This window comes from Pelagibius sp., assembly GCF_965227505.1.
Taxonomy (GTDB): Bacteria; Pseudomonadota; Alphaproteobacteria; order Kiloniellales; family Kiloniellaceae; genus Pelagibius.
The window spans coordinates 4,931,804-4,951,714 of sequence record NZ_OZ245757.1; the positions used below are offsets into that span (position 1 = coordinate 4,931,804).

Below are 19,911 nucleotides of genomic sequence, written 5' to 3' on the forward strand. Positions count from 1 at the left end.
ACACATATCCCCGTACTTGCCCCATTTAGGTTTCTCGATTTTTCGGCCCGCCGGCCTGAGATTTTCGCGTCAGCGGTGCGGTGCGGCCGGTCGTGGGGCGCTCTGGGGAGGGCGCGCCTCGACGTGATGGAGTCCGTCCCGAACCGCCGCGGACGAGGTCTTGGCGATGGGAGATGGAGCCATGGATGTACAGGAGCCGCGATCCGGCGGCACAGCCGATTCCGGAACTCCAGGCTGGAACGAGCGGGAGAACGCAGACAGTGTCGCCCCGCCGCTGATCATTCCGCCCGCGGAGCCGGTCTCCGCAAGGCCTGAGGTGGCGCTCAGCGCCGGGCCGCCGGCCGGTGAAGAGACTGCGGGCGGCCAGGGTGCCGTCATCGTCCTCGGCCAGGCCGGCGCGGCCCAGGTGCTCACCGAGCCGGGCGCCGGCCAGGTGATCTCGATTCCGTCCCGTCCCGGCGACAGCTATGTCGTTGAATTCGACCCGACCGCCGCCCGCGTCAGCACCGAGGGCCGCGACCTGATCCTGGATTTCGGCCAGGACGGCGGCGGGCGCATTGTCTTCAGCGACTTTGCCGACGCCATCGGCCAGGGCGGAGGGCCGAGCTTTCAGATCGGCGGCCAGACCCTGGCCGGTCAGTTGATCTACGGGCAGGCGCTGGCGCTCAACGATCCGGACCTTGAACTTGTGGTGGCCGCCGGGCCCGGCGCGCAAGGCTCCGGCGCTTCGGTCTATGATGACAACCTCGGATCGATCATCGAACTGCTGCTGGGTCAGGACGTGATTGGCGCCACGGCACCGGAGCTGGCTGCGCCGGCAATTCCCGAGGTCGAGATTGTCGATGAGGAGACGCTGCTGCTGGCTGCTGCGGAGGTGGGGCCGGGCGTCGGGGTGCCGCCAACCCTGCTGATCAACGAGGTCGGGGTCTCCGCCGCGCTGGACGTGCCGCCGTTTTCCGAAGATGACGGCAGCACCGGCGGCCCCGCGCCGGTGGTCCTGGCCGACGTCGCCATGCTCTACGACTTCGTGGAGCTGTTCAACAACACGGACGCCGACACCCAGACCTTCGACACCACGCTCGAGATCCTGAACCCTGCAGGCGCGGTCGTGATCCTGGATCTGCCCGACGGCATCGTTATTCCTGTCGGCGGATTCCTGGGACTTTACCAGGACGCCGCGGCGGGCGAGGGGGGCGATGCCACCGTCGTCGGCCGCGTCTTCGATGCTTCCGGGGCCGTGGTGGACGGCTTCGAGATTGCCGATGCCGCGCCCTGGTTGCTGGGGGACGACACCACGGCGCCCATCGCAGTGAACCTGATCTCAGGAGATGGTGATGCTCTCGACACCTTCGCGGCCAGACTCACCACCGCCGAACTCGGCGTGCTGACCGGCCCCGTCTGGACGCCCAACCCGCTGGTTCCGGATAACCTGGATCTTTCACTCGACACCTTCAACAGCCGCTTTACCGGCGACCATCAGGTCTTCTCGAGGGTTTTCGACGAGCGCGACGAAGCTTCCGGGGCGCCCATCGACAGTGACAGCGAAGCCGACTGGACGACCAATACCATTCCGACCGACGGGGCCCTGAACACGCTGTACGGTGGTGATGGGGCCGACCGCGACCCCAATCCTGCCGACCCTCTGCGGGACAATCTTGACCCCGGCCAGGCCCACCCGGACCCCTTGGCGGGGCAGACGGTCCTGGCTGCCGCGGCGGCGGGGGAATTGCTGGAAGGCGGCGCGGGCCCGGACTTTCTTTTCGGTGCAGCCGGCGACGACAGCCTCTATGGCGGCACCCAGGATCTCGCCGACCAACAGAGCGATGCTGCCCTGGTCGGCGGTGTCTTCGATGCGCAGGACCACAACGACTTTCTCAGCGGCGATGCCGGGGCGGACCGCCTTTTCGGCGGCTCCGGCGGCGATTACCTGGTCGGCGGCGCCGGGCAGGACTCACTCGAAGGCGGCACTGGCAACGACCGGCTGTTCGGCTACGTCGCGCCGGTCGGCGGCGTGGATGACGACTTCGACCCGGGGCTGGGGCGCAGCACCGAGGCGGATCTCATTGCAGGCGATGCGCTGGGGCTTCCCGACCCGGATGGTGGAGCGTCCATTTCGGCCACGCAGCGCAACGGCGGCGGGGACGACACCATTGACGGCGGCCTTGGCGATGATCTGATCGCGGGGGAGGCCCTCGCGGCAGGCAACGGTCTGGTGGGCGCGTCGGTGTTGAACAGCGATGCCGAGGGCCCATCCGGTCCCACCGGCAACGACGCCATCGAAGGCTTTGACGGCTTTGACACCATTGCCGGCGAGGCGCTGGCCGATGCCGGAAGCGGCAACGCAGCGGCGATCGTCGAGAACGCGGCCGACCAGGGCCGCGAGGTCGGCAATGATACGATCCGCGGCCTGGGCGCCCGTGATGTCATTGCCGGAGAGGCTTTCTCGTCGGCCAGTGGTGACTCCAGCGCTCTGGACGTGGTGAACCGGGCGACCGATGGCGCTGCGGGCAACGACAGCCTGGACGGCGACAGCGGTTACAACGTCATTGCCGGTGAAGGCATTCAGGGCGGCGGCCGCATTCCCGCTGCGGTAACCACGAACGACGCGCTGGGGCCGACCGCGTCGGCCGGCAACGACACGATCACCGCTACGGAGGGCAACGATACGCTTGCAGGCGAACTATTGTCCTTTAGAGGTCCCAGCTTCGACAGCACGGTGGAAAACCTGTCGGAAGACGGCGGATCCGCCGGCAATGACCTGATCCGCGGTGGTGACGGCAACAACCAGATCTCGGGCGATTTCGCGGGACTGGACGCGACCCGCTTCGTCGGCAACCGCCTGGCGTACAACCAAGCCGACCAGGGAAGCTCCGGCGGCGACACCATCGGCAGTGGGTCCGGAAGGGATGTCATTGCAGGCGACGCCCTGGGGGTCTCGCGTTTTGCAGTGGCGGATGCAGTCAACGCAGCGCTCGGCGCCGAGGGGCGGGCCGGCGATGATCGCATTTCGGACGGCGGCGGTGGAGACCGTACCTCCGGCGATGCCCTTGCGAGCGGCCGGGAGGGAGCGGCGGCGACCGCAGCCAACACTGGCGAAGGGGGCGGCAGTGCCGGGGCGGATACCGTCAGCGGCGGCGCCGGTGCCGACACGGTCGCCGGCGATACCATGGCGGTTACAGCCGGAGGGGCGGCGTTGGCGGAGGGTGAAAACAGCGCGCTTGGCGGCATTGCGGGCGGCAACACGATCCTCGCCGGATCGGGCGCCGATCTGGTGTCCGGCGGCGCCCTGGCGATCAGCGGGTCCGATGCCACGGCCACCGGCACCAATCTCGCCGAGGGCGGCGGCTCGGCGGCCGGAAACGACAGCATCCGTGGCCTGGACGGCTTCGACAGCATCGCGGGCGACTCGCTTGCGCGCGGCGGCGCGACGGCCAGCGCTTCCGCAAGTGCCGATGCGACCGACGGCGGCGCGGCCGGGGACGACACCATCACTGGAGACGGTGCGGCCGACGTTCTGTCGGGCGATGCCATGGCCCTTGCGTCCGCCGGCACGCCCGAGGCCCGCGCGGAAAACACGGCCGCCGAGGGTTCGGCGGGCAGCGACGTGATGTCCGGGCAGGGGGGCAACAACCTGATTGCCGGCGATGCCCTTGCCGATGGGGGGGCGGGCGGTTCCGCAGAGGCCGAGAACACCGCCCAGGCCGATGGCGTGGCGGGCAGTGACAATCTGGTTTCCGGCGATGGCCGCGACACCATTGCCGGCGATGCGCTGGCGCGGGGCGGCGGCGCAGCAAGGGTTACGAACACTTCGGTCGCGGTGGCCGCCCTGGCCGGCAGCGACGTCATCATCAGCGCACAGGGCCAGGACGTTATCTCCGGCGATGCGCTGGCGCTTGACGGGGGAACTGCGGAGGTGATGAACGACGGCCCCGCGGCGGGCGATGACAGTATCAGCAGCGGTGGGTCGCGTGACAGCATCGCCGGAGATGCCTTGAGCGACGGCGGCACGGCATCCGTCACCGGGGGTGGCGATGACACCATCGACGGCGGCGCGGGGGATGACCTTATCAGCGGCGATGCCCTGGCCTTGGACGGCGGTGTGGCACAGGTGTCGGACGGGGGAGACGATCTGATCCGGGGTGGTGGAGGAGCCGACACGGTCTTTGGCGACTCCTCCGGTGACGACTCTCTCGGTGGTGACGATACGATCTATGGCGATGCGGGCGCCGACCTTCTCGCCGGCGACTCGGGCGATGACCTGTTGCTTGGGGGCGAAGACGACGACACGCTCGGCGGTGGGTTCGGCGACGATACGCTGACCGGCGGGGCCGGTGCCGACAGTTTTCTGTTCGGTCGTGTCGAAGACCCGGCGGGCGAGGGCAACGATACCGTCACCGACTTTGCTGCTTCCGAAGACCGCCTGATTTTTTCGGGTGTCACGGACCAGGACAGCGACACAGACATCGATCTTGACGACCTTCTGAACGCCATTGCCTCGGTTGTCGACGCGGGTGCCGGAAACGATGTGACGGTTTCGCTGACGAACGGAGCCTCGGTCACGTTCCTGGGTGTGGGCACAGGCTCCGTGACCTCGGTCGAGGATCTGGTGAACGACCCGTCCACCCAGATCATCGTGGTGACCTGAAGCCGACACGGCGTGGCATCTTTTCAGGGGTATGAGCGCGCGCCCTGGTAATCGGCGATCGGAAAAGCAAAAAGGAGTACCAGCGTTTGGGAGTATCCCTGTATGGACGGTACTTGAGGAGAACCTGAGCCGGGCGAGACCGGCGCGGTCACCGAGAACCGTTGTGAAGGGATCACTCTTCTCGACGCTTTTTCATTGACTTGAATTCGCGGCTGCGTAGTCTCGACAGCACTGCAAATCCAGGGGTGGATTACGGTCGCGTTGGGATACGCGACGCGGAGGTCTGAAGTGGGACCTCGGCCAAACCTTGGAGCGTTGCGATGCGGAGCGATTTGTCGATTTCGGTCAGGGCGACCGAGGCATGCGTTTCCGGCCCGCCACTGAAAGTCTCCCAGTCCAACCCATCGGCCCGGCCGCTGCGCGATCTCTGCTGCGAGAAGGCGTCGCAGGCCGGCGCGCCCGCGCGGCGCACCCCCGCACCGCCGGCCTGCTGCAACCGGAGGGTTGGCAAACGACCTGAAAGCCCCATCCGCGAAAGCGCCGAAGGGGTGCGGCCCGGCACAGGCAGGGCTTCGCTTCGCCGTAGTCGTTCGAGAGCGTGCCGGCGTATTAACTATCTGATTTATATGGATAATTAGGAACATCAGAAGAAGAGGCCACAACCTTGTGTTTTGATTCAGTGGGTTTGCTGGGTCAGTGGCCTGGAGCGTTCTTACAGGTGAACCATCGTCTTCTGTGATTCGACTGAATTGCAGATCCAGGGGTCAATCGCCGGCGCGTAGGGAGACGCGGCGCGAGTGCTCAGTGAAGGCACTCGAGGAACCCTGGAGTGAAGCCGCATGTCGGAAACGCCGTCACCCTCGGTCAGGACGACCGGGCAAAGAGGGGGCGAGCCCTCTGCCGAGTCATTAACCAACAGATCAAGCTTCGGTTCCGCCGGGCGCAGGACACGACCGGCCCGGTCCCGTCCGGCCGATCGTCCGGATCCACTGGCGCCGCCCCGCCTGATCATCAGCGAGATCGGGCTTGGCGTTTCCAGTCCTGCGCTCCCCGGCGTTCTTGCCGGATCTGCGTTCAACGGTCTGCCGGAACAGCCACGCCTCAACGTGCTTCAACTCCACAATCAGTCCGACGTCCCCATCGGTTCCGCAGACCTTACCGTTGAGTTGCTGAACCCGGGCGGGAAAGTCATCGAGATAGCGATCCCCGGCGACCACCAGATTCCGCCAGGGGGATTTCTGATGCTCTATGAGCAATCGATCGAAGTCGGCAGCGCGCTGGTCGCGATTGTAACCGGCGCGTTTCTGGATACAGACGGAGCGCTTCTGGGTCAGTTTCGGTATCCGGGCACGGTTCCGTGGGAACTTGGTGCGGACGTTTCCGCAAAGCTGGCGGTCAACCTCGTCCTTCACTCAGACACCGCAGGTGAGACGGCCATCGACACCTTTGCGGCCAACCTCTCCCCCGCCAGCCTGGGTGTTCTCAGGAGCCCGCGCAAGGTGGCTTGCCGAAGACGCTCCGGCCTCGTCCTGCCTGCGGACTTTGAGGTTCTCCACGGCGATCTCAGTCCGTCGCCGAACGTCTTCTCCAGGGTGACCGGCGGCAGGTAGGCGCTTGTATCCGACAGGAACGCCGGCTGCCACCTTTTTGCGATCTCAAGCGGTCGTGGGGGCGGCGTCATCGAGGATCTTCAGGCAGGCTTCGAGGATCCGATCCACGGGCCTGTAGGTCTCACGGGCCTTGATGTCGGCGGCCAGGGCCTGGGCGCGCTCGGCCATGTCGTTGTCGGCGGCTGTCTGCTCCAGTATCGCCGGCAGGGCATCGTCCAGGTCCTTGTTCTGGAGCAACCGCCCGACGCCAAGATCGACAAGGGCGTCGCTGCTGAGGCGTGCCTCCATATGGGTCGGTAACGTTACCTGGGGCCGCCCGCCACTCAGCGCCGCGCAGCAGGTGCCGTTGCCGCCGTGGTGGATGATCAGGCTGGCCCGCTGGAGCACCTCGGCCATGGGCTGGGGCTCGCGATGCACGGTAAGGCCCGGCCGGCTGAGGGAGTTGGCGATGTCGTCGGTCATGCCGCGGGCGAAGATCTCACCCGGTAACCTGCTGGCGCGAAGACCACGCAGAAAGGGCTTGGTCTTTTTGTGTTCAAGACTGACGTAGGCAAAGAAGTGCGGATTGGCGGGCAGGGGCCGTGGTTCCTGCAAGCCCTCGACAGGGCCGATCACCGGGTCCCGGCGATGCGCGGCGTAGGGGTCCAGTTCCGGCAGTGTGCAGACCATCCGACCCGCCGTCCGGAAAGGTTCGGTCACGCTGCGGGGTACTGGCCGGCGATTGTGCTCCTGAACGTACTGCATCACGTTCAGCACGTGCTGCGGGTCGACCATGGGCTTGCGGCCCGGGCGGAAGGGCGGAAAGTGATCGTCCTGCGCGGGCGGCAGGGTAAAGCCGTCTGCCACCTGGACAACGGGCCATTCCTGAAAACATGCGAGAACGCAGATCGGGCTGTGGTCGCAGATCACCAGGTCGGGGCGCACCTGTTCCAGCAGGCCGCGCCATGCCAGCATGCCGGCATGGAGGCTTTGGCGGCGGAAAAACCCGGAGTGACACATGATGTCGAGGTAGCTGCCGAGGCGCGCGGGTTTGGGGGCGCCGGCGATGCGCCCGACCATGTCGGGCACCGGAAGAATCGGGCGCTTCTCCCTTGCCAGCAGGACGGCGTTCTCCTTGATGTTGCGCAGGAAAAAGACGGCCTCATGGCCGCGGGCTTCCAGCGCTCTCACAAGCGGCATCAGGCGGTGCACGTGCCCATGCCCCGCCCCCAGTTCGTAGCCGACGAGAATCTTTGCCATCTTCCCCTAGCGCCTTTGTTGAGACTGCGGCAGCATCCGGCTCTCAGCGACCGCCCAGGACACTCTCGCAGGTCTCGATGATCCGCTCCATCGGGCGAAACGGCCCCACGTCTCTGATCTCTTCGGCAATGATCCGCGCGCGCTCGGCCTTTCTCGGGTCGGCGACGGTTTCGTCCAGGATCTCCTGGCCGCTCTCCTCGAGTTCCTTGCCGGTGGCCATGCGGCCCACGCCGATGCGCCCCAGGGCGCGGGCATTCAAGAGCGTTTCCTCATGGATGGGCAGGGCCAGTTGAATGCGGCCAGCACTGCACGACGCCAGGCACATGCCGCTGCCGCCGTGATGAACGGTCATGGTAGCGTCGCGCAGCATTTCATCGATGGGCTGCGGCGCTTTGTAGAAGGTCAGGCCCGGGCGGGCGTAGGTCTCGGCGGCTTCCTCGGTCATGCCGCGGATGTACGCCCGCGCCGGCAGCTTCGACGCCTTCAAGACTTCCAGGAACCGGGGGGTTATCCTTTGATCGATGCCCAGGTAGACAAAGAGCGATTGGGTCTTTGGCATCGGTGTGGGGGGCTGCAGGCCCTCGGTCGGACCGATCACCGGATCCTCGCGGAGGTCCTTGTAGGGGTCCAGCCCCATCAGGGTGCAGATCAGTCGTCCCGCGGTGCGCAGCGGCGCGGTCACGCAGGGCACCCTGGGGCCGCCCAGTCGTCCCTGCACATCGTTCATAACCGAGACCAGTTGGTCGGGATCGACCGTGACCTTTTTCTTCGCGCGAAACGGCGGGAAGACGTCGTCCTGCGCCGGCGGAATGGTGAACCCATCGCCGATCTGCACCACCGGGATGCGGCCGTAGGCGGCAAAGCAGGTCACCGGGCTATGGTCGCAGACGATGAGATCCGGGCGCAGCTGATCGAACAGGGTCCGCCAGGCCAGTGTCGCCGTGAACAGCGTCTCCAGCCGGCCGAAACCGCAGTAGACCATGATATCGCTGTAGCTGCCCATCCGCTTGGGTTCGCGCTCCGCAGGGTTGGGCGGCACGAGGTCGGGTGTCGGAATGAAAGGGAAGGGGTTCTTGGTGATCTGCGCCCTGCAGTCATAGGGGTTACGCAGGAAGAAAGTGACCTGATGCCCCCGCGCGGCCAGGGCCTCCGCCACCGGCAGCAGCCGGCGGTAGTGCCCCACACTGTCACCGCGTTCGTATCCAACGAGTACTCTTGCCAAGGTTCAGTCCTTGCCGCTGGGCCGGGACCTCGATCCGGGTACCAGTCCCCTGTTGCGTCCTACAAGGCGGTTGATAAAGCGTTCCAATCGGGTCTCGCAACCCGGAATCCGGAGTATGCCATTTGCCGAAGCTATCGAGACCCTGCTGCGCCCGTGGTTCGCCGGACCGCCGGAAAGGCGCTCTCCCGCCTGGCTTCTAGCGCCCTGCAGGCTTACCGGAGGGTTTAGCCCTCGAAGCCTTTTTCGCGGGCGCTTTCTTGGCCTTGCTCTTGCGCGCGGTCGAGCGGGTGCCGCCGGATTTGGCGGCCGCCTTGGTCTTGCCGTTCGATGCGGTCTTCGAGGACCCGCCCGAGGCTTTCTTCGCCGCAGGCTTCGTTCCACGGCTGCCCGAGGGCAGACGGAAGCTCGGCTTGCCGGGTTTGCCGCCCGGCTGTGGGCGTTTCCCGGCCACCAGATTGTCGATCAGCTTGAGCTGCTCCTTCATGCACTTTTCAAGGTCGTAGTTCTGCAGAACCGTCGTCCGGGCCTTTTTGCGGATGGCCGCCATGCGGTCCTTGTGGTCCAGCACCTCGTCGACGCGGTTGGCGATGGCCTCGTGGTCGAAGAAGTCGAAGAGAAGGCCGTTGCTTCCATCCTTGATGACTTCCTGAACCGGCGGCGTTGCGGAGGCCACCAGGAGGCATTCGGCCGCCATGCTTTCCAGAACGGACCACGAGAGCACGAAGGGGAACGTCAGATAGACATGCACGCCGGAGACCTGAATGACGTTCAGGTAGGTGGAGTAGGGAACCCGGCCCAGAAAGAACACACGGCTGAGATCGAGATCGACCTCTTCCAGGGCCTTCTTGCGGTAGGTCTCGCCGTCGGGCAGCGGCCGCCCGTAGCTCACCTCGTCGCCGCCAATGATGATGATGCGGGCCTTCGGCCTTCGCCTCAGGATGATCTCGGCTGCGCGCATGAACTGCGGAAAGCCGCGATAGGGTTCCAGGTTGCGCACCACGTAGGTGATGACCTCTTCCCCCTGGCGCAGCGTCGTGACCTCGCCGTCGGTATTCTTGATCTCGATGGAGGCATCGGGGTTGCGCTTGCAGACGGCGGTGTCGATGCCATCGTGAACAACAGAGATCTTGTGCCGGAACTCGGCGGGATACTGCTCGAACTGCCAGAGGGTCGGGGTCATTCCGGCATCGGCGGACTCCAGCCCCATGAACTGGATGATGTTCTTGGTCCGGATGCGGCAGTGCGTGTCGAGACTGGCCGGATTCTCCGGATCGAAACCAACGTCGGCGCCGACGGCGTGGTAGTAGAACTCGAAGAACCCCAAGAGCGGTGTGTCGGGAAACACGTCCTTCAGGTACAGCGTCTCGCCCCAGCCGGGATGACCGATGATGATGTCGGGTACGAAGCCCTTGCTCTTCAGTTCCAGCGCCTTGCGGGCGACCTCCTGTCCGTGGAGGATGCCACGCTCAGCGTCTCGGATGTAGCGATGGGTCGAGGCGGCGGGCTCTCGGTTGGGCTTGTAGAGCACCTTGTGGATGTTCGAAAGCTCGATACCTTCCCGCTTGGTAATGAACACCACGGTATTGTCTTTGTCGGCGGCGAGCCGCTGGCAGATGTGCTTGTACTGCCCAGGCATGTTCTGATGGACGAAGAGGTATTTCATAGCTTGGGGCCTTCCCGTTGCCCGGTCTTGGGGGCGGCGCAGTCACTCTATACGGATCCCCGCCAGATTCGGCCAAGATGCTCAATTTTGCGTAAAGGCGCCGCGCCGGCCAGGAGCCGGCAAAAACGGCCGGAACGGACCCGGTCCCGGCTGCCGCCTCTGCAGCGGCGGCGGCGCCCGGCCAATTGGCGCGTTGCGCGCCGGCTGCGCGGGCACCGCCCCGACGACGCAATCCGACCTTCGCGGCCGCAGGCCGCGGCCCGGTCAAAGATTTGAGAGGGCGTCGTCCAAATCGTCACCCTTCGGCGCGTTGTCGAGCCTGTCCTTCTCGGCGACGCGGGCCTGGATCTGCTCCAAGGCCTTGGCCAGTTGCAGGGTCAGCTGCTTCAGGGAGCCGACCGGCATCAGCAGGTGACCGCTGGTGTGCGACTCAAGCTCTGCCTTGTCGTCTTTTCTACGAAGTTGCACCAGCTCGATACGAACCACGCCATTGGAAACGACGATGGAGCCTGTCCCATCAGCGAACAATTCGGTCATGAATATGCTTTCCTTCTATCAATCGCACTAAGTCGCGCCGTGCCGGTCGCGTGAAGAAAATGGCGGCTGCCGCAGCGGATTCTCCGCCGGCCCGATGGGCACCGCCCCCGCCGACCGATGTGGATAGCAGGCTTGCGGCCTTCGATCCAGCGCCCTCAGGCGTTGTGCCGCGAACGCCTAACGCGTGGCAGCGAGCAGGAGCTTGCCCAGGATGTCCAAAGACGCACGCCCGTCTTTCGGCAGGCCGCGGTCTCCCTGAAAGCGTTTGAGCGCCTGAACACGCGCTTCCTGGCTCTGTTGCTCCGCTCTGCGCTGGAGGTAGCCCAGGCTGACCAGAAGGCTGTCGATGGTGCGCAGGGGCACCATCGCCGCCTCGCTGCCCTGGCCGGGCGGCATTCCCTGGGCCCAGCGCGCGGAGGTGCCGGAGAGAGCCGAAGCCGCGTCGCGGCGTCCGCCGTCGGGATGGAAGAGGCTGAAGGAGAGCACTCCGGCCAGCGGTCCATCCTTGTCGGAACGCAGGTCGATGGCATGCAGCCCGATCGCGTAGAAGTCGCTGTCGGCGAAGAGGATGAGCGGCGAACCCGAGTCGCCCTGGATGACATTGCAGTCATGGGTGATCAGCCGGCCTCGCTGAATGAAGCCCCGGAAGGTGCAGCCCCAGCCGGCCGACATGACATGGGCCCGGTCGCGGCGGTAGCCCGCTTGTATGAGCAGGGCATCGCCGGCCTTGATCCGCGACATCATGAGGCTGTCCAGCTTCTTCATGCCGAGCCAGCCGGCCTTGCGTCCGATCGGCTTCTCAAGAGTGAGGATTGCCCAGTCGTGCAGTGCGGCACGAGCACTAACTGGATTGGCATACTCGTAGTTTTCGGCCCGGCGGTAGCTGGCCACCTTGGAATGCAGGATGAAGCGGTCGCGCTGATAGCCAGCGATGAAGTGCAGCTCGATGGGGCCGCGCCACCGCCCGGCCCGGGGGTCGAAGAGGCAGTGGGCAGCGGTGATAACATGCCGCTCGCTCACCAGAAATCCCGTGCAGTGACCGCGTCCCCCTGCGTTGACGCGACCGACGGCACTCCAGGGGTATTCCATTGCATTGATTTCGACCCGCCCGGCAGTGCGGATAGTGCCGTCGAGCGCGAAGGCCTGACCCGCCGTCAGACAGAGCAGAATGACGAACCCGATGGACTTGGCAGCGGCCCGCAGGTCCGCGAAGGGAGTCACCATGGAGGATCAGCCGGCCGCGATGCTGGCGATCAGCTTTTCACCGGAGATAGTCGAAGTCACCTGTCTCAACGCCTCGATCACTGTGGGGTCATAGCGGCTGGAATTCTCCTGCAGAATATCCAGCACCGCGTCGGGTGCAAGGCCCGCGCGGTAGGACCGCGGCTCCACCCTTGCGCAGAAGACATCGCAAGTCCCCAGAATTCGGGCGGTTCGACGGATTGCCTCGCCGGCTAACCCTTTTGGGTAGCCCTTGCCATCAAGGCGCTCGTGCATTTGGGCAATGGTTTCAACGACCGGCAGCTCGAAATCGATCCCGCCGAGAAGCTGAACCGCATGCTCGACATGGGTTTCCATCTGGCGGATTTCCTCCTCCGTCAGACGGGCCGGTTTGGTCAGCAGTTCCTCCGGGACGGCGAGCTTGCCGATCTGGGAGAGATTGGCCGCGAGCTCCAGCGTCGTCAGGTCGTCCTCGCTGCAGCCGAGCTGTTTGCCGACGGCCACCGCGAAGTCCGCGACGCGCCGGGAGTGCCCGGCCAGGTAGGGGTCGCGCAGCTCGATCGCGCGCACCAGGGCGGTGACCATCTGCTGGATGGCACGTTCCTTCTTCTCTTGCTGCTCGACCAGTTCGGTGACATCGCGTGACACCGACACAAGGCCCGGAGCAGCGCCCTCGGCATCGCGGAAGGGTACCTTTGAGATCTGCAGATAGCGCTTCGTCGAGTCGAGGTAGATCTCTTCGTTTGTGGTGACGGCCGTGTCTTCATCGAGGGCGCGCCGGTCGGTAAGCGCCAGCCGCTTGGCGGTACCGCGTCCGAAAACCGCGGCATCGTCCAGTCCGATCATGCTTTGCTGACTGCGGCCCGCCGCCGAGGCGAAGGCCGGGTTCACATAGCGGTAGGTCCCGTCGGGTGCCTTCAGAGCAATGTGCTCCGAGATCGTACCGTTGATGCTTTCCATGAGCTGCTTCTGGGCCTGAATGCGCCCGGCAAGGTCGCGATACTGCACGGCCAGCGTCTCGTTGTGATGGCTCGACAGACGCCACCAAAAAGCGCCGAAGGCAGCAGCGGCCACGAGGACCACCAGGCCGGCAACCAGGACGGCCGCGATGGAGAAGGTGGCAAGGGGCCGCTCGGCGACGGTGACCTCCAGTTCCTCCACAATCCACCATATGGGGCCGGAGACCATGGCGCCTGCGGAATAGACCTGAATCGGTTTGGTGAGGGAAGGACGCTCCGCGAAAGGCACCTCGCCGGCCGCCAGGTCGAAGCCGTCCAAGGTTACCGCCTTGACCGGCTCGGCGGCGCCGGGGGCGATGCGGGCCAAGGCGCCGTCGTCCAACTGGATGAGCACGCGCCGCGTGCCCGGGCTGGCGAGCGGGTCGACGGAGAGGATGTCCGACAGCCCGGCGGTCAGCGGCACGACCAGCACCAGGGCGGCAACGGGCCTGGCTTCGCCGGGTTCTACCTGTGCGGCGAAGACCGGCATGACCATGTCGAGCACGAGGCCCGCCGGCAAGCTCCGGGCCGGCCCGAAAACCGTCTGTCCGCGCTCGAAGCTCTGCAGCGCCAGCGCGCGCTGTTCGGCGCCAAAGCTCGCCGAGCCGCTGGAAGCGACAAAGGCATCGCCGTTGCGGCCGACCAGGTAGGCGGCCAGGAAGTCGGCGTTTGCCGCGAAGTCGCTGATCACCCGTTCGATGAAGGGGAGTTGTTCGACCAGCGGTACACCGAGCCCGCCGTCTTCGCCGCTCTGCGGGGCGACCATGCGCGACATGTCGCCGTCGGCCAGGTCCATCTCGGCGGAAAAAAGCCGGATGAGCTCGCTTTCGACGACCGGCTGGGCGAGGCGCCGGGTTCCCTGAAGCCAGGTGGAAAGCACCTCGGCCTGGCCGCCGGCGGTCAGCTGCAGGCGCTCGGCCACCTGTTCGATAAGCTGGTCCCGCTTGGCCTCTATGGTCAGGCGCGGCACCAGGATGGCCGCCACAACGAAAACTGCCAGCACAATGCCGCCCCAGAGCAGCATGCGCCACCGACCCGGAGGCGCCGGTCTGGCATCGAGCGCCGGGAATTCCAGCGGATCAGCCGTTTCAGGACCTGAATTCGTCATAAACGGCTTATCTCATAGAGGAATTAACGAATATTTACAAAGCGGCGGTGCGTTTCTTGTCGTAGAAGTGCGCCCAGCGCGTGGTCTCGTTCATGGAGTACTGGGGCAGGTAGTGCCGGTACTTCTTGTGGGAGAAGATCAGGTCGCTGAGGCTGTCCAGGACCAGGATGTCATCGGGCTGGTAGACCGCCAGAACCGCATGGCCGATACGCCGGATCCGGTCCATCAGAATGACCACCCGCAATTCCTCGTTGGAAAGGCCGAGGTCCCGCAGCACGAAGAACTTCGCGATGGAATAGTCCTCGCAGTCCCCGGAGCGCTTCATGAACTCCTTGGGGCTCGCCCAGAACTCGCTGACGCCATAGAGCTCCTGGTCGATCTTGTAGGGCCAGCGGTTGAAGTATTGATTGACGGTCTTCAGCATCTCCAGGCGGGGCCGGCCCTTGGCGGCGGTGGCAACCTCCCGCCAGGATTTCAGGCCGGCCGAGGTACAGGCGGCCGCGCTGTTCAGGCAGGCATGGAAGCTGCTGCGCTCCTGCTCCATTTTCGAGAGCACCCGGGCCCATTGCGGCAGCGCCTTCAGATTGGCCGAAGAAATCTCGGTGGAGCCGAAGAGGCCTTTGCCGCGGTTGCGGCTGGACTTCAGAAAATCACCCAGGGACTGCGCCGCCGCCGGGTTCGCCACGGCCTCGATCGCGGCGCCGCCGAGGGCGGTGCCGAGCACGACTGCGGACGAACGAAGGAAGGCGCGGCGATCCAACTGCAGGCTCCCTCGGGGTCTGTGACCCGCGCGGACGCACGGGTGTCAGATGCACAGGTGTCGTGGGCTTTGAAGCCGCTTCAAAGCCTTGCCCTTTGAGGATCGCTGCTTTGGTTTAAGGGAAGTTTTCGAAAGATGGTTTACGCGAGTCACGGCCCGGTGAGGCGGATACCGGGCGTTTTTGCCGCAAATGCGGGCTATCCGGTCGGGCGGAATGGTAAACGCAGCAAAAAGCGCCGCCACCGGAGCGGCGGCGGCGCCGAGCCGAAAACTTGAGCCGGGCCGAAAACTTGAGCCGGGCCGGAAGCCTAAGCCGGGTCTAGCGTTCGCGGAGCGCCGAGCCCTGGGCCTTGAGAATGGGCTTCATGAGGTAATCCAGAACGGACTTCTCTCCGGTCAGGATCTCTGCCGTCACGGTCATGCCGGGAATGATCGGCAGGGTCTCGCCGTTGCGCTCCAGGTGGCTTTCCTCGGTGCGCAGATAGACACGGTAGAAGCTCTCGCCCTGTTCGTCCTTGATGGTATCGGCGGAGATCCGTTCCAGGCTGGCGGTCAGTCCGCCATAGATGGAGAAATCGTAGGCCGAGACCTTGATGATGGATTCCTGTCCCGGACGCAGGAACGCGATATCGGCCGGGCGAACCTGGGCCTCGACCAGAAGCGTGTCGTCAAGCGGCACGATCTCCATGATGTCCTCGCCCGGCTGGATGACGCCGCCGACCGTTGTGCGCTTCAGGTTCTTGACCGTGCCGCGCACGCGCGACCGCACGGCGGTTCGGGTGACCCGGTCCTGGCCGGCGAAGAGCGACTGGGAGATCGACTTCAGTTCGGCACGGATCCGGTTCAACTCGTCGGAGGTTTCCGTCTGCGTCGTCAGGACCATCTCGTCGATGCGCTGCTCGGCCTCTTTCTGGGCCGACTGCAGGCGCGGAATGGCGGTTCGGATGGTGCGGATCTCGCCCTCCAGGTCGGCGACCTGGCGGTCGATGCGGATCAGCTCGATGCGGGGCATGATGCCCTTCTGCACCAGCGGCGCGGTGATGGCCTGTTCCTCCCGCGCCAGGCGCAGGCTCTGCTCCAGCTGGCGGCGGCGGCTGCCCATCTCGGCGACTTCCTGCTTGCGCTGGCTGGCCTGGGATTCGAGCACCGAAACCTGGGCGGCGAGCTGACGCTTGCGCGCGTTGAAGAGGCGCCTCTGGTCGGCAACCACGATGGGCGCCTCGTCGGAGACCGACTGCGGGAACTCGACCGCTTCCTGCTGCTCGAGCTCGGCGATCAGACGGGCCTCGGTCGCCTGCAGGCTGAGGTACTGGGACCGGGCGTCTTCCAGGTTCGCGGTGGCGATGGTGTTCTCGATCCGCACCAGAACGTCGCCGGCCTCTACGATATCGCCCTCGCGGACCAGGATTTCCGAGAGGATGCCGCCTTCCAGGTTCTGGATGACCTGGGTCTTGGAGGAGGGGATGATGGTCCCCTCGCCGCGGGTGACCTCGTCCAGAACCGCATAGTGGGCCCAGACGCCCATGACGATGAAGAAGATAACCGAGATGACCGTCAGGATGTAGGCGAAGCGCCGCCCGCGGTCCCGGGCGGCGGCATGGACATCCGGCATGAAGTCGAGATCGTCACGATCGAAGACGCCTTGAGAGCTCATTTTCACTCAGTCCTTGGTTTCCGGACCCCAGCCCTCCCCGATGGTTCGGAAGAGATGCGCCAGGATCTTCTAAGCTTGGCCCAAATGCACGGCCTTGTCATTGATCTGGGTCGGACCATCGATCGGTCGGGGCTGTGCCGCGACGCCTGATGCCCGCTCAGCTGCTGCTGGCCCGGATCTGGCCCTGGCGCAGCGCCCGCAGTACCTCGTCTTTCGGGCCGTCCGCGACGATTTTGCCGTTGTCGATGATCAACAGGCGGTCGACCAGGGTCAGCAGGGAGCTGCGGTGTGTTACCAGGAAAAGAGTCTTGCCCGGCAGCATGCCCTCCAGGCGCCGTTTGAAGGCGGCCTCCGAGGAGTTGTCCATATGGCTCGTCGGCTCGTCCAGCAGGATGATCGGCGGGTCCAGAAGCATGGAGCGCGCGATGGCGACGGACTGGCGCTGACCGCCTGAAAGCGCCATGCCACGCTCGCCCACCGGCAGGTCAAAGCCCAGCGGGTGGGTGCGCAGGAAGTCGCTCACCCCGGCGAGTTCGGCCGCGCGCAGGATCGTTTCGTCGTCCACATGAGGGGCGCCGAAGCAGATGTTGTCGCGCACCGAGCCGAAGAACAGGTAGTTGTCCTGCGAGACATAACCGACGTTGCGGCGCAGGTCGGCCGGATCGACCTGCCGGATGTCGGTCCCGTCCATGAGGATCGCGCCGTCCATCGGCTCATAGAGGCCGACCATCATGCGCGAAACCGTGCTCTTGCCGGAGCCGATGCGGCCGAGCATGCCGACCCTCTCACCGGGTTTGATCTTGAAGGAGAGGCTGTCGAGCGCCTTTGTCTCCTGGCCCGGATAGCTGAAGGTCACCTGCTTGAACTCGATCTGGCCGCTCAGCCGCGGACGGTGCAGGAAGCGCTTGTTTTGCGCGCGCTCCGCCGGCGCCTTCATCACATCGTCGAGTGACCGCAGGGCGACCCTGGACTGCTGCAGGCGCGTCAGCATGGCCGCCACCGCACCCAGGGGGGCCAGCGCGCGGCCGGTCAGGATGGTGGCGGCGATCAACGCGCCCATGGTGATGTTGCCCTCGGCGATCTGGTACACGCCGAAGACAATCACGATCACTGTCGACATCTGAATGGCGATCTGGGCGAAGGTGGTGGCCAGGCCGGAGATAAAACGTGCCTGGCCCGAAGATTCGGCGGAGAGCCCCACGAAGCGCTCCCAAGAGCGCTGGACGCGGCCCTCGGCGGCGGTGGCCTTGATGGTTTCCAGGCCGTCGATGGTCTCGACCAGAAGGGCGTGCTTCTGGCTCGCTTCGCGCTGGCTCTTCTCCATCACGTTGCGCAGGGGGAACTGCAGGAACAGCCCGACGCAGATAACCAGCGGCACCATGGCCAGCGGGACGAAGGCGACCGGGCCGGCGACGATATAGATCACACCGATGAACAGGAAGATGAAGGGCAGGTCGACCAGCGCCACCAGCGTTCCCGAGGTGAAGAACTCGCGCAGCGATTCGAATTCCCGCAAGTTGTTGGCCATCGCTCCGGTCGATGCCGGCTTGGAGTCGAGCCGGGTCGACATCAACTGTTCCAGCAGCCGGCTGGCGATGATGACGTCTGCGTTCTTGCCGGCGATGTCGACGAAGTAGGTGCGCAGGTTGCGCATCACGAATTCGAAGCCGAAGACCGTGAGCACGCCGATTGCCAGCACCCAGAGCGTTTCGATCGCCTGGTTGGGCACCACGCGGTCGTAAACATTCATAATGAAGAGCGGGCTGGCGATGGCGAAGCAGTTGATCAGCAGCGAAGCCAGAACCACGTGGCTGTAGATCGGCCAGAACTGGGCCAGTGTTCCCCAGAACCAGGCCCGCGGCTCCGACAGCTTGCGTTCCGGCGCCCGCTCGTCGAAGCGCGCCTCGGTGCGCGCGAAGATGGCGTAGCCGGTGAACTGCTCCTGCAGTGCACGCATATCCAAAGACTTCGAGGTGCCCCCGGCCTCGGGCAGCAGCACGTCTGCCTGGCCGTTGGCGAGTTCGATCAGCACGCAGCAGTTCCCGCCTTTCAGCAGAAGGATGCACGGCAGGGTTACGGGCAGGATCTTCGAGAGCTGGGGCCGACGCACCACCCGGGCGGAGAGGCCGGCGCGTTCGGCGGAGCGGACCGCCAGTTCCGGCGTGAAGGCCTCCTGGGCATGGGGCAGCCCCGCTTTCAGGGCCTCAACGGAAATCGGCCGCTGCAGGAGGCCGGCGAGAAGGGAAAGCGAGCGGACCAGCGGATCCTCGAAGTCGACCGAGGACGGTGCGATCGCCCAGTCCTTGTCGGACGCATCTTCGATCACGTCCTTGGCTCGCAGCGTCACGCCAAGGCCGGCGCCCTTGATGTCTTCCTGTGCCGCAGCTTCGGATTCGGCAAGACTGTCGCCCTCGGGGGCGCCGCGATCCTTATTAAGTGCCTCACTCACGTCAGCTGTATCCTTGCTCTCGGCAGTTCCTTCGTCGGACTGCACACCCTTGATCAAACTCGTGCTGCCGTCCTCGGAGGGCTCCGGGGCTTCGGCATCCTGTGCAGGCGCTGCCGGATCCACGTCCGCCGAAGTCGGCGGCAGCTTCAGGTCCGGCTCTCTGGCGTCCTTCTCCCCCTTGGAGGGGCAGACGCCGGTCTTCAGGTCCGGCTCGGTGGCCGGATTCTCGCGTCCGAAGGTCAGGTCCGGGTCCGGTGGCCAAGCCTCGGAACCGGCCGCACCCTTACCGGACTTCAAACCGCTGGGGGGAGCCTTGCGCTTTGCCGTCGTGTCATCGCGGGCGGCCATGCTGTGACTACTGTTCCCCCGTCAACCTTGTCCGTTCCGGCGCTTTGGCTTGCTCGCCTCGCGGCGCTGAGCAATGGGCTGCGGTGGCGTGCCGGCCCACTGTTCTCACTCCAAGAACGATCAATCCCAAAGCTTCACTATAGTTGTTACGAATTCGCAAAGAGCCCGGGTTCAGGATGCCTGAAAACTCTTGGAAAAATTATCTTCGCTTCATTCGCAGAGGGTTAATAGCATACTTTGCCCGCAGGGCCAGTGGTTTGACTCGGACGGATTCATGACACTGTTCCATTGGCTTCGATCAGCCTTTGTTTCGGCGCTTTCCCGGCTTGGCCTCGTGTCGTCGCCTCAAGTTCAAGGACTATGGTCCTAGTTGGGCGCGTCTGATAAGGCCTGCACGGGACGCTGCGCCTGGAAACCCTATGGCCGCCTTCTGGGGGCGACTGTGCGAAATACCACA

The 19,911-nt window shown here is 65.2% G+C and carries 11 protein-coding genes; 2 read left to right on the forward strand and 9 right to left on the reverse strand.

Going from position 1 to position 19,911, the window contains the following annotated elements; all coding sequences use genetic code 11:
- The first annotated feature begins 181 nt into the window (after nt 1-181).
- Together ACO06P_RS23140 and ACO06P_RS23145 are read left to right on the forward strand one after the other, a co-directional pair.
- A complete protein-coding gene (locus tag ACO06P_RS23140) occupies nt 182-4,645 on the forward strand; it encodes a hypothetical protein (RefSeq protein WP_420347580.1) in 4,464 nt (1,487 codons plus the stop codon).
- Between the two features lie 839 nt (nt 4,646-5,484).
- A complete protein-coding gene (locus ACO06P_RS23145; protein ID WP_420347581.1) occupies nt 5,485-6,255 on the forward strand; it encodes a hypothetical protein in 771 nt (256 codons plus the stop codon).
- 45 nt (nt 6,256-6,300) lie between these two features.
- On the opposite strand, the gene ACO06P_RS23150 is transcribed toward ACO06P_RS23145, so the two are convergent.
- From ACO06P_RS23150 to ACO06P_RS23190, 9 genes are all read right to left on the reverse strand, one after another.
- Nucleotides 6,301-7,494, reverse strand: a complete 1,194-nt coding sequence (locus ACO06P_RS23150) for a glycosyltransferase (protein ID WP_420347582.1) — start codon at nt 7,492-7,494, stop codon at nt 6,301-6,303.
- A 43-nt stretch (nt 7,495-7,537) separates the two neighbouring features.
- Nucleotides 7,538-8,716: a nucleotide disphospho-sugar-binding domain-containing protein gene (locus ACO06P_RS23155; RefSeq protein WP_420347583.1), complete on the reverse strand. Its 1,179-nt coding sequence runs from the start codon at nt 8,714-8,716 to the stop codon at nt 7,538-7,540.
- A 196-nt stretch (nt 8,717-8,912) separates the two neighbouring features.
- The gene (locus tag ACO06P_RS23160) at nt 8,913-10,379 is read right to left on the reverse strand and encodes a glycosyltransferase family 4 protein (protein WP_420347584.1); all 1,467 of its coding nucleotides are present in this window, start codon (nt 10,377-10,379) and stop codon (nt 8,913-8,915) included.
- A gap of 264 nt (nt 10,380-10,643) precedes the next feature.
- Nucleotides 10,644-10,916, reverse strand: coding sequence for a hypothetical protein (locus tag ACO06P_RS23165; protein ID WP_420347585.1), 273 nt, complete (start codon nt 10,914-10,916; stop codon nt 10,644-10,646).
- A gap of 177 nt (nt 10,917-11,093) precedes the next feature.
- On the reverse strand, nt 11,094-12,140 hold the full coding sequence (locus ACO06P_RS23170) for a trypsin-like serine protease (protein WP_420347586.1): 1,047 nt from the start codon (nt 12,138-12,140) through the stop codon (nt 11,094-11,096).
- Nucleotides 12,141-12,146: 6 nt separating this feature from the next.
- Nucleotides 12,147-14,243, reverse strand: coding sequence for an HD domain-containing phosphohydrolase (locus tag ACO06P_RS23175; RefSeq protein WP_420347587.1), 2,097 nt, complete (start codon nt 14,241-14,243; stop codon nt 12,147-12,149).
- Between the two features lie 34 nt (nt 14,244-14,277).
- A complete protein-coding gene (locus ACO06P_RS23180; protein ID WP_420347588.1) occupies nt 14,278-15,003 on the reverse strand; it encodes a transglutaminase-like cysteine peptidase in 726 nt (241 codons plus the stop codon).
- 319 nt (nt 15,004-15,322) lie between these two features.
- Nucleotides 15,323-16,657, reverse strand: coding sequence for an HlyD family type I secretion periplasmic adaptor subunit (locus ACO06P_RS23185; protein ID WP_420347589.1), 1,335 nt, complete (start codon nt 16,655-16,657; stop codon nt 15,323-15,325).
- 157 nt (nt 16,658-16,814) lie between these two features.
- Nucleotides 16,815-19,454, reverse strand: coding sequence for a type I secretion system permease/ATPase (locus ACO06P_RS23190; protein ID WP_420347590.1), 2,640 nt, complete (start codon nt 19,452-19,454; stop codon nt 16,815-16,817).
- Nucleotides 19,455-19,911 lie beyond the last annotated feature (457 nt).

What these genes read in the sequence shown, in the direction of transcription:
- ACO06P_RS23150 (WP_420347582.1), bottom strand. Translation starts at nt 7,494, where the DNA reads ATGGCAAAGATTCTCGTCGGCTACGAACTGGGGGCGGGGCATGGGCAC.
- ACO06P_RS23145 (WP_420347581.1), top strand. Translation starts at nt 5,485, where the DNA reads ATGTCGGAAACGCCGTCACCCTCGGTCAGGACGACCGGGCAAAGAGGG.
- ACO06P_RS23190 (WP_420347590.1), bottom strand. Translation starts at nt 19,454, where the DNA reads ATGGCCGCCCGCGATGACACGACGGCAAAGCGCAAGGCTCCCCCCAGC.
- ACO06P_RS23165 (WP_420347585.1), bottom strand. Translation starts at nt 10,916, where the DNA reads ATGACCGAATTGTTCGCTGATGGGACAGGCTCCATCGTCGTTTCCAAT.
- ACO06P_RS23170 (WP_420347586.1), bottom strand. Translation starts at nt 12,140, where the DNA reads ATGGTGACTCCCTTCGCGGACCTGCGGGCCGCTGCCAAGTCCATCGGG.
- ACO06P_RS23175 (WP_420347587.1), bottom strand. Translation starts at nt 14,243, where the DNA reads ATGACGAATTCAGGTCCTGAAACGGCTGATCCGCTGGAATTCCCGGCG.
- ACO06P_RS23140 (WP_420347580.1), top strand. Translation starts at nt 182, where the DNA reads ATGGATGTACAGGAGCCGCGATCCGGCGGCACAGCCGATTCCGGAACT.
- ACO06P_RS23185 (WP_420347589.1), bottom strand. Translation starts at nt 16,657, where the DNA reads ATGAGCTCTCAAGGCGTCTTCGATCGTGACGATCTCGACTTCATGCCG.
- ACO06P_RS23160 (WP_420347584.1), bottom strand. Translation starts at nt 10,379, where the DNA reads ATGAAATACCTCTTCGTCCATCAGAACATGCCTGGGCAGTACAAGCAC.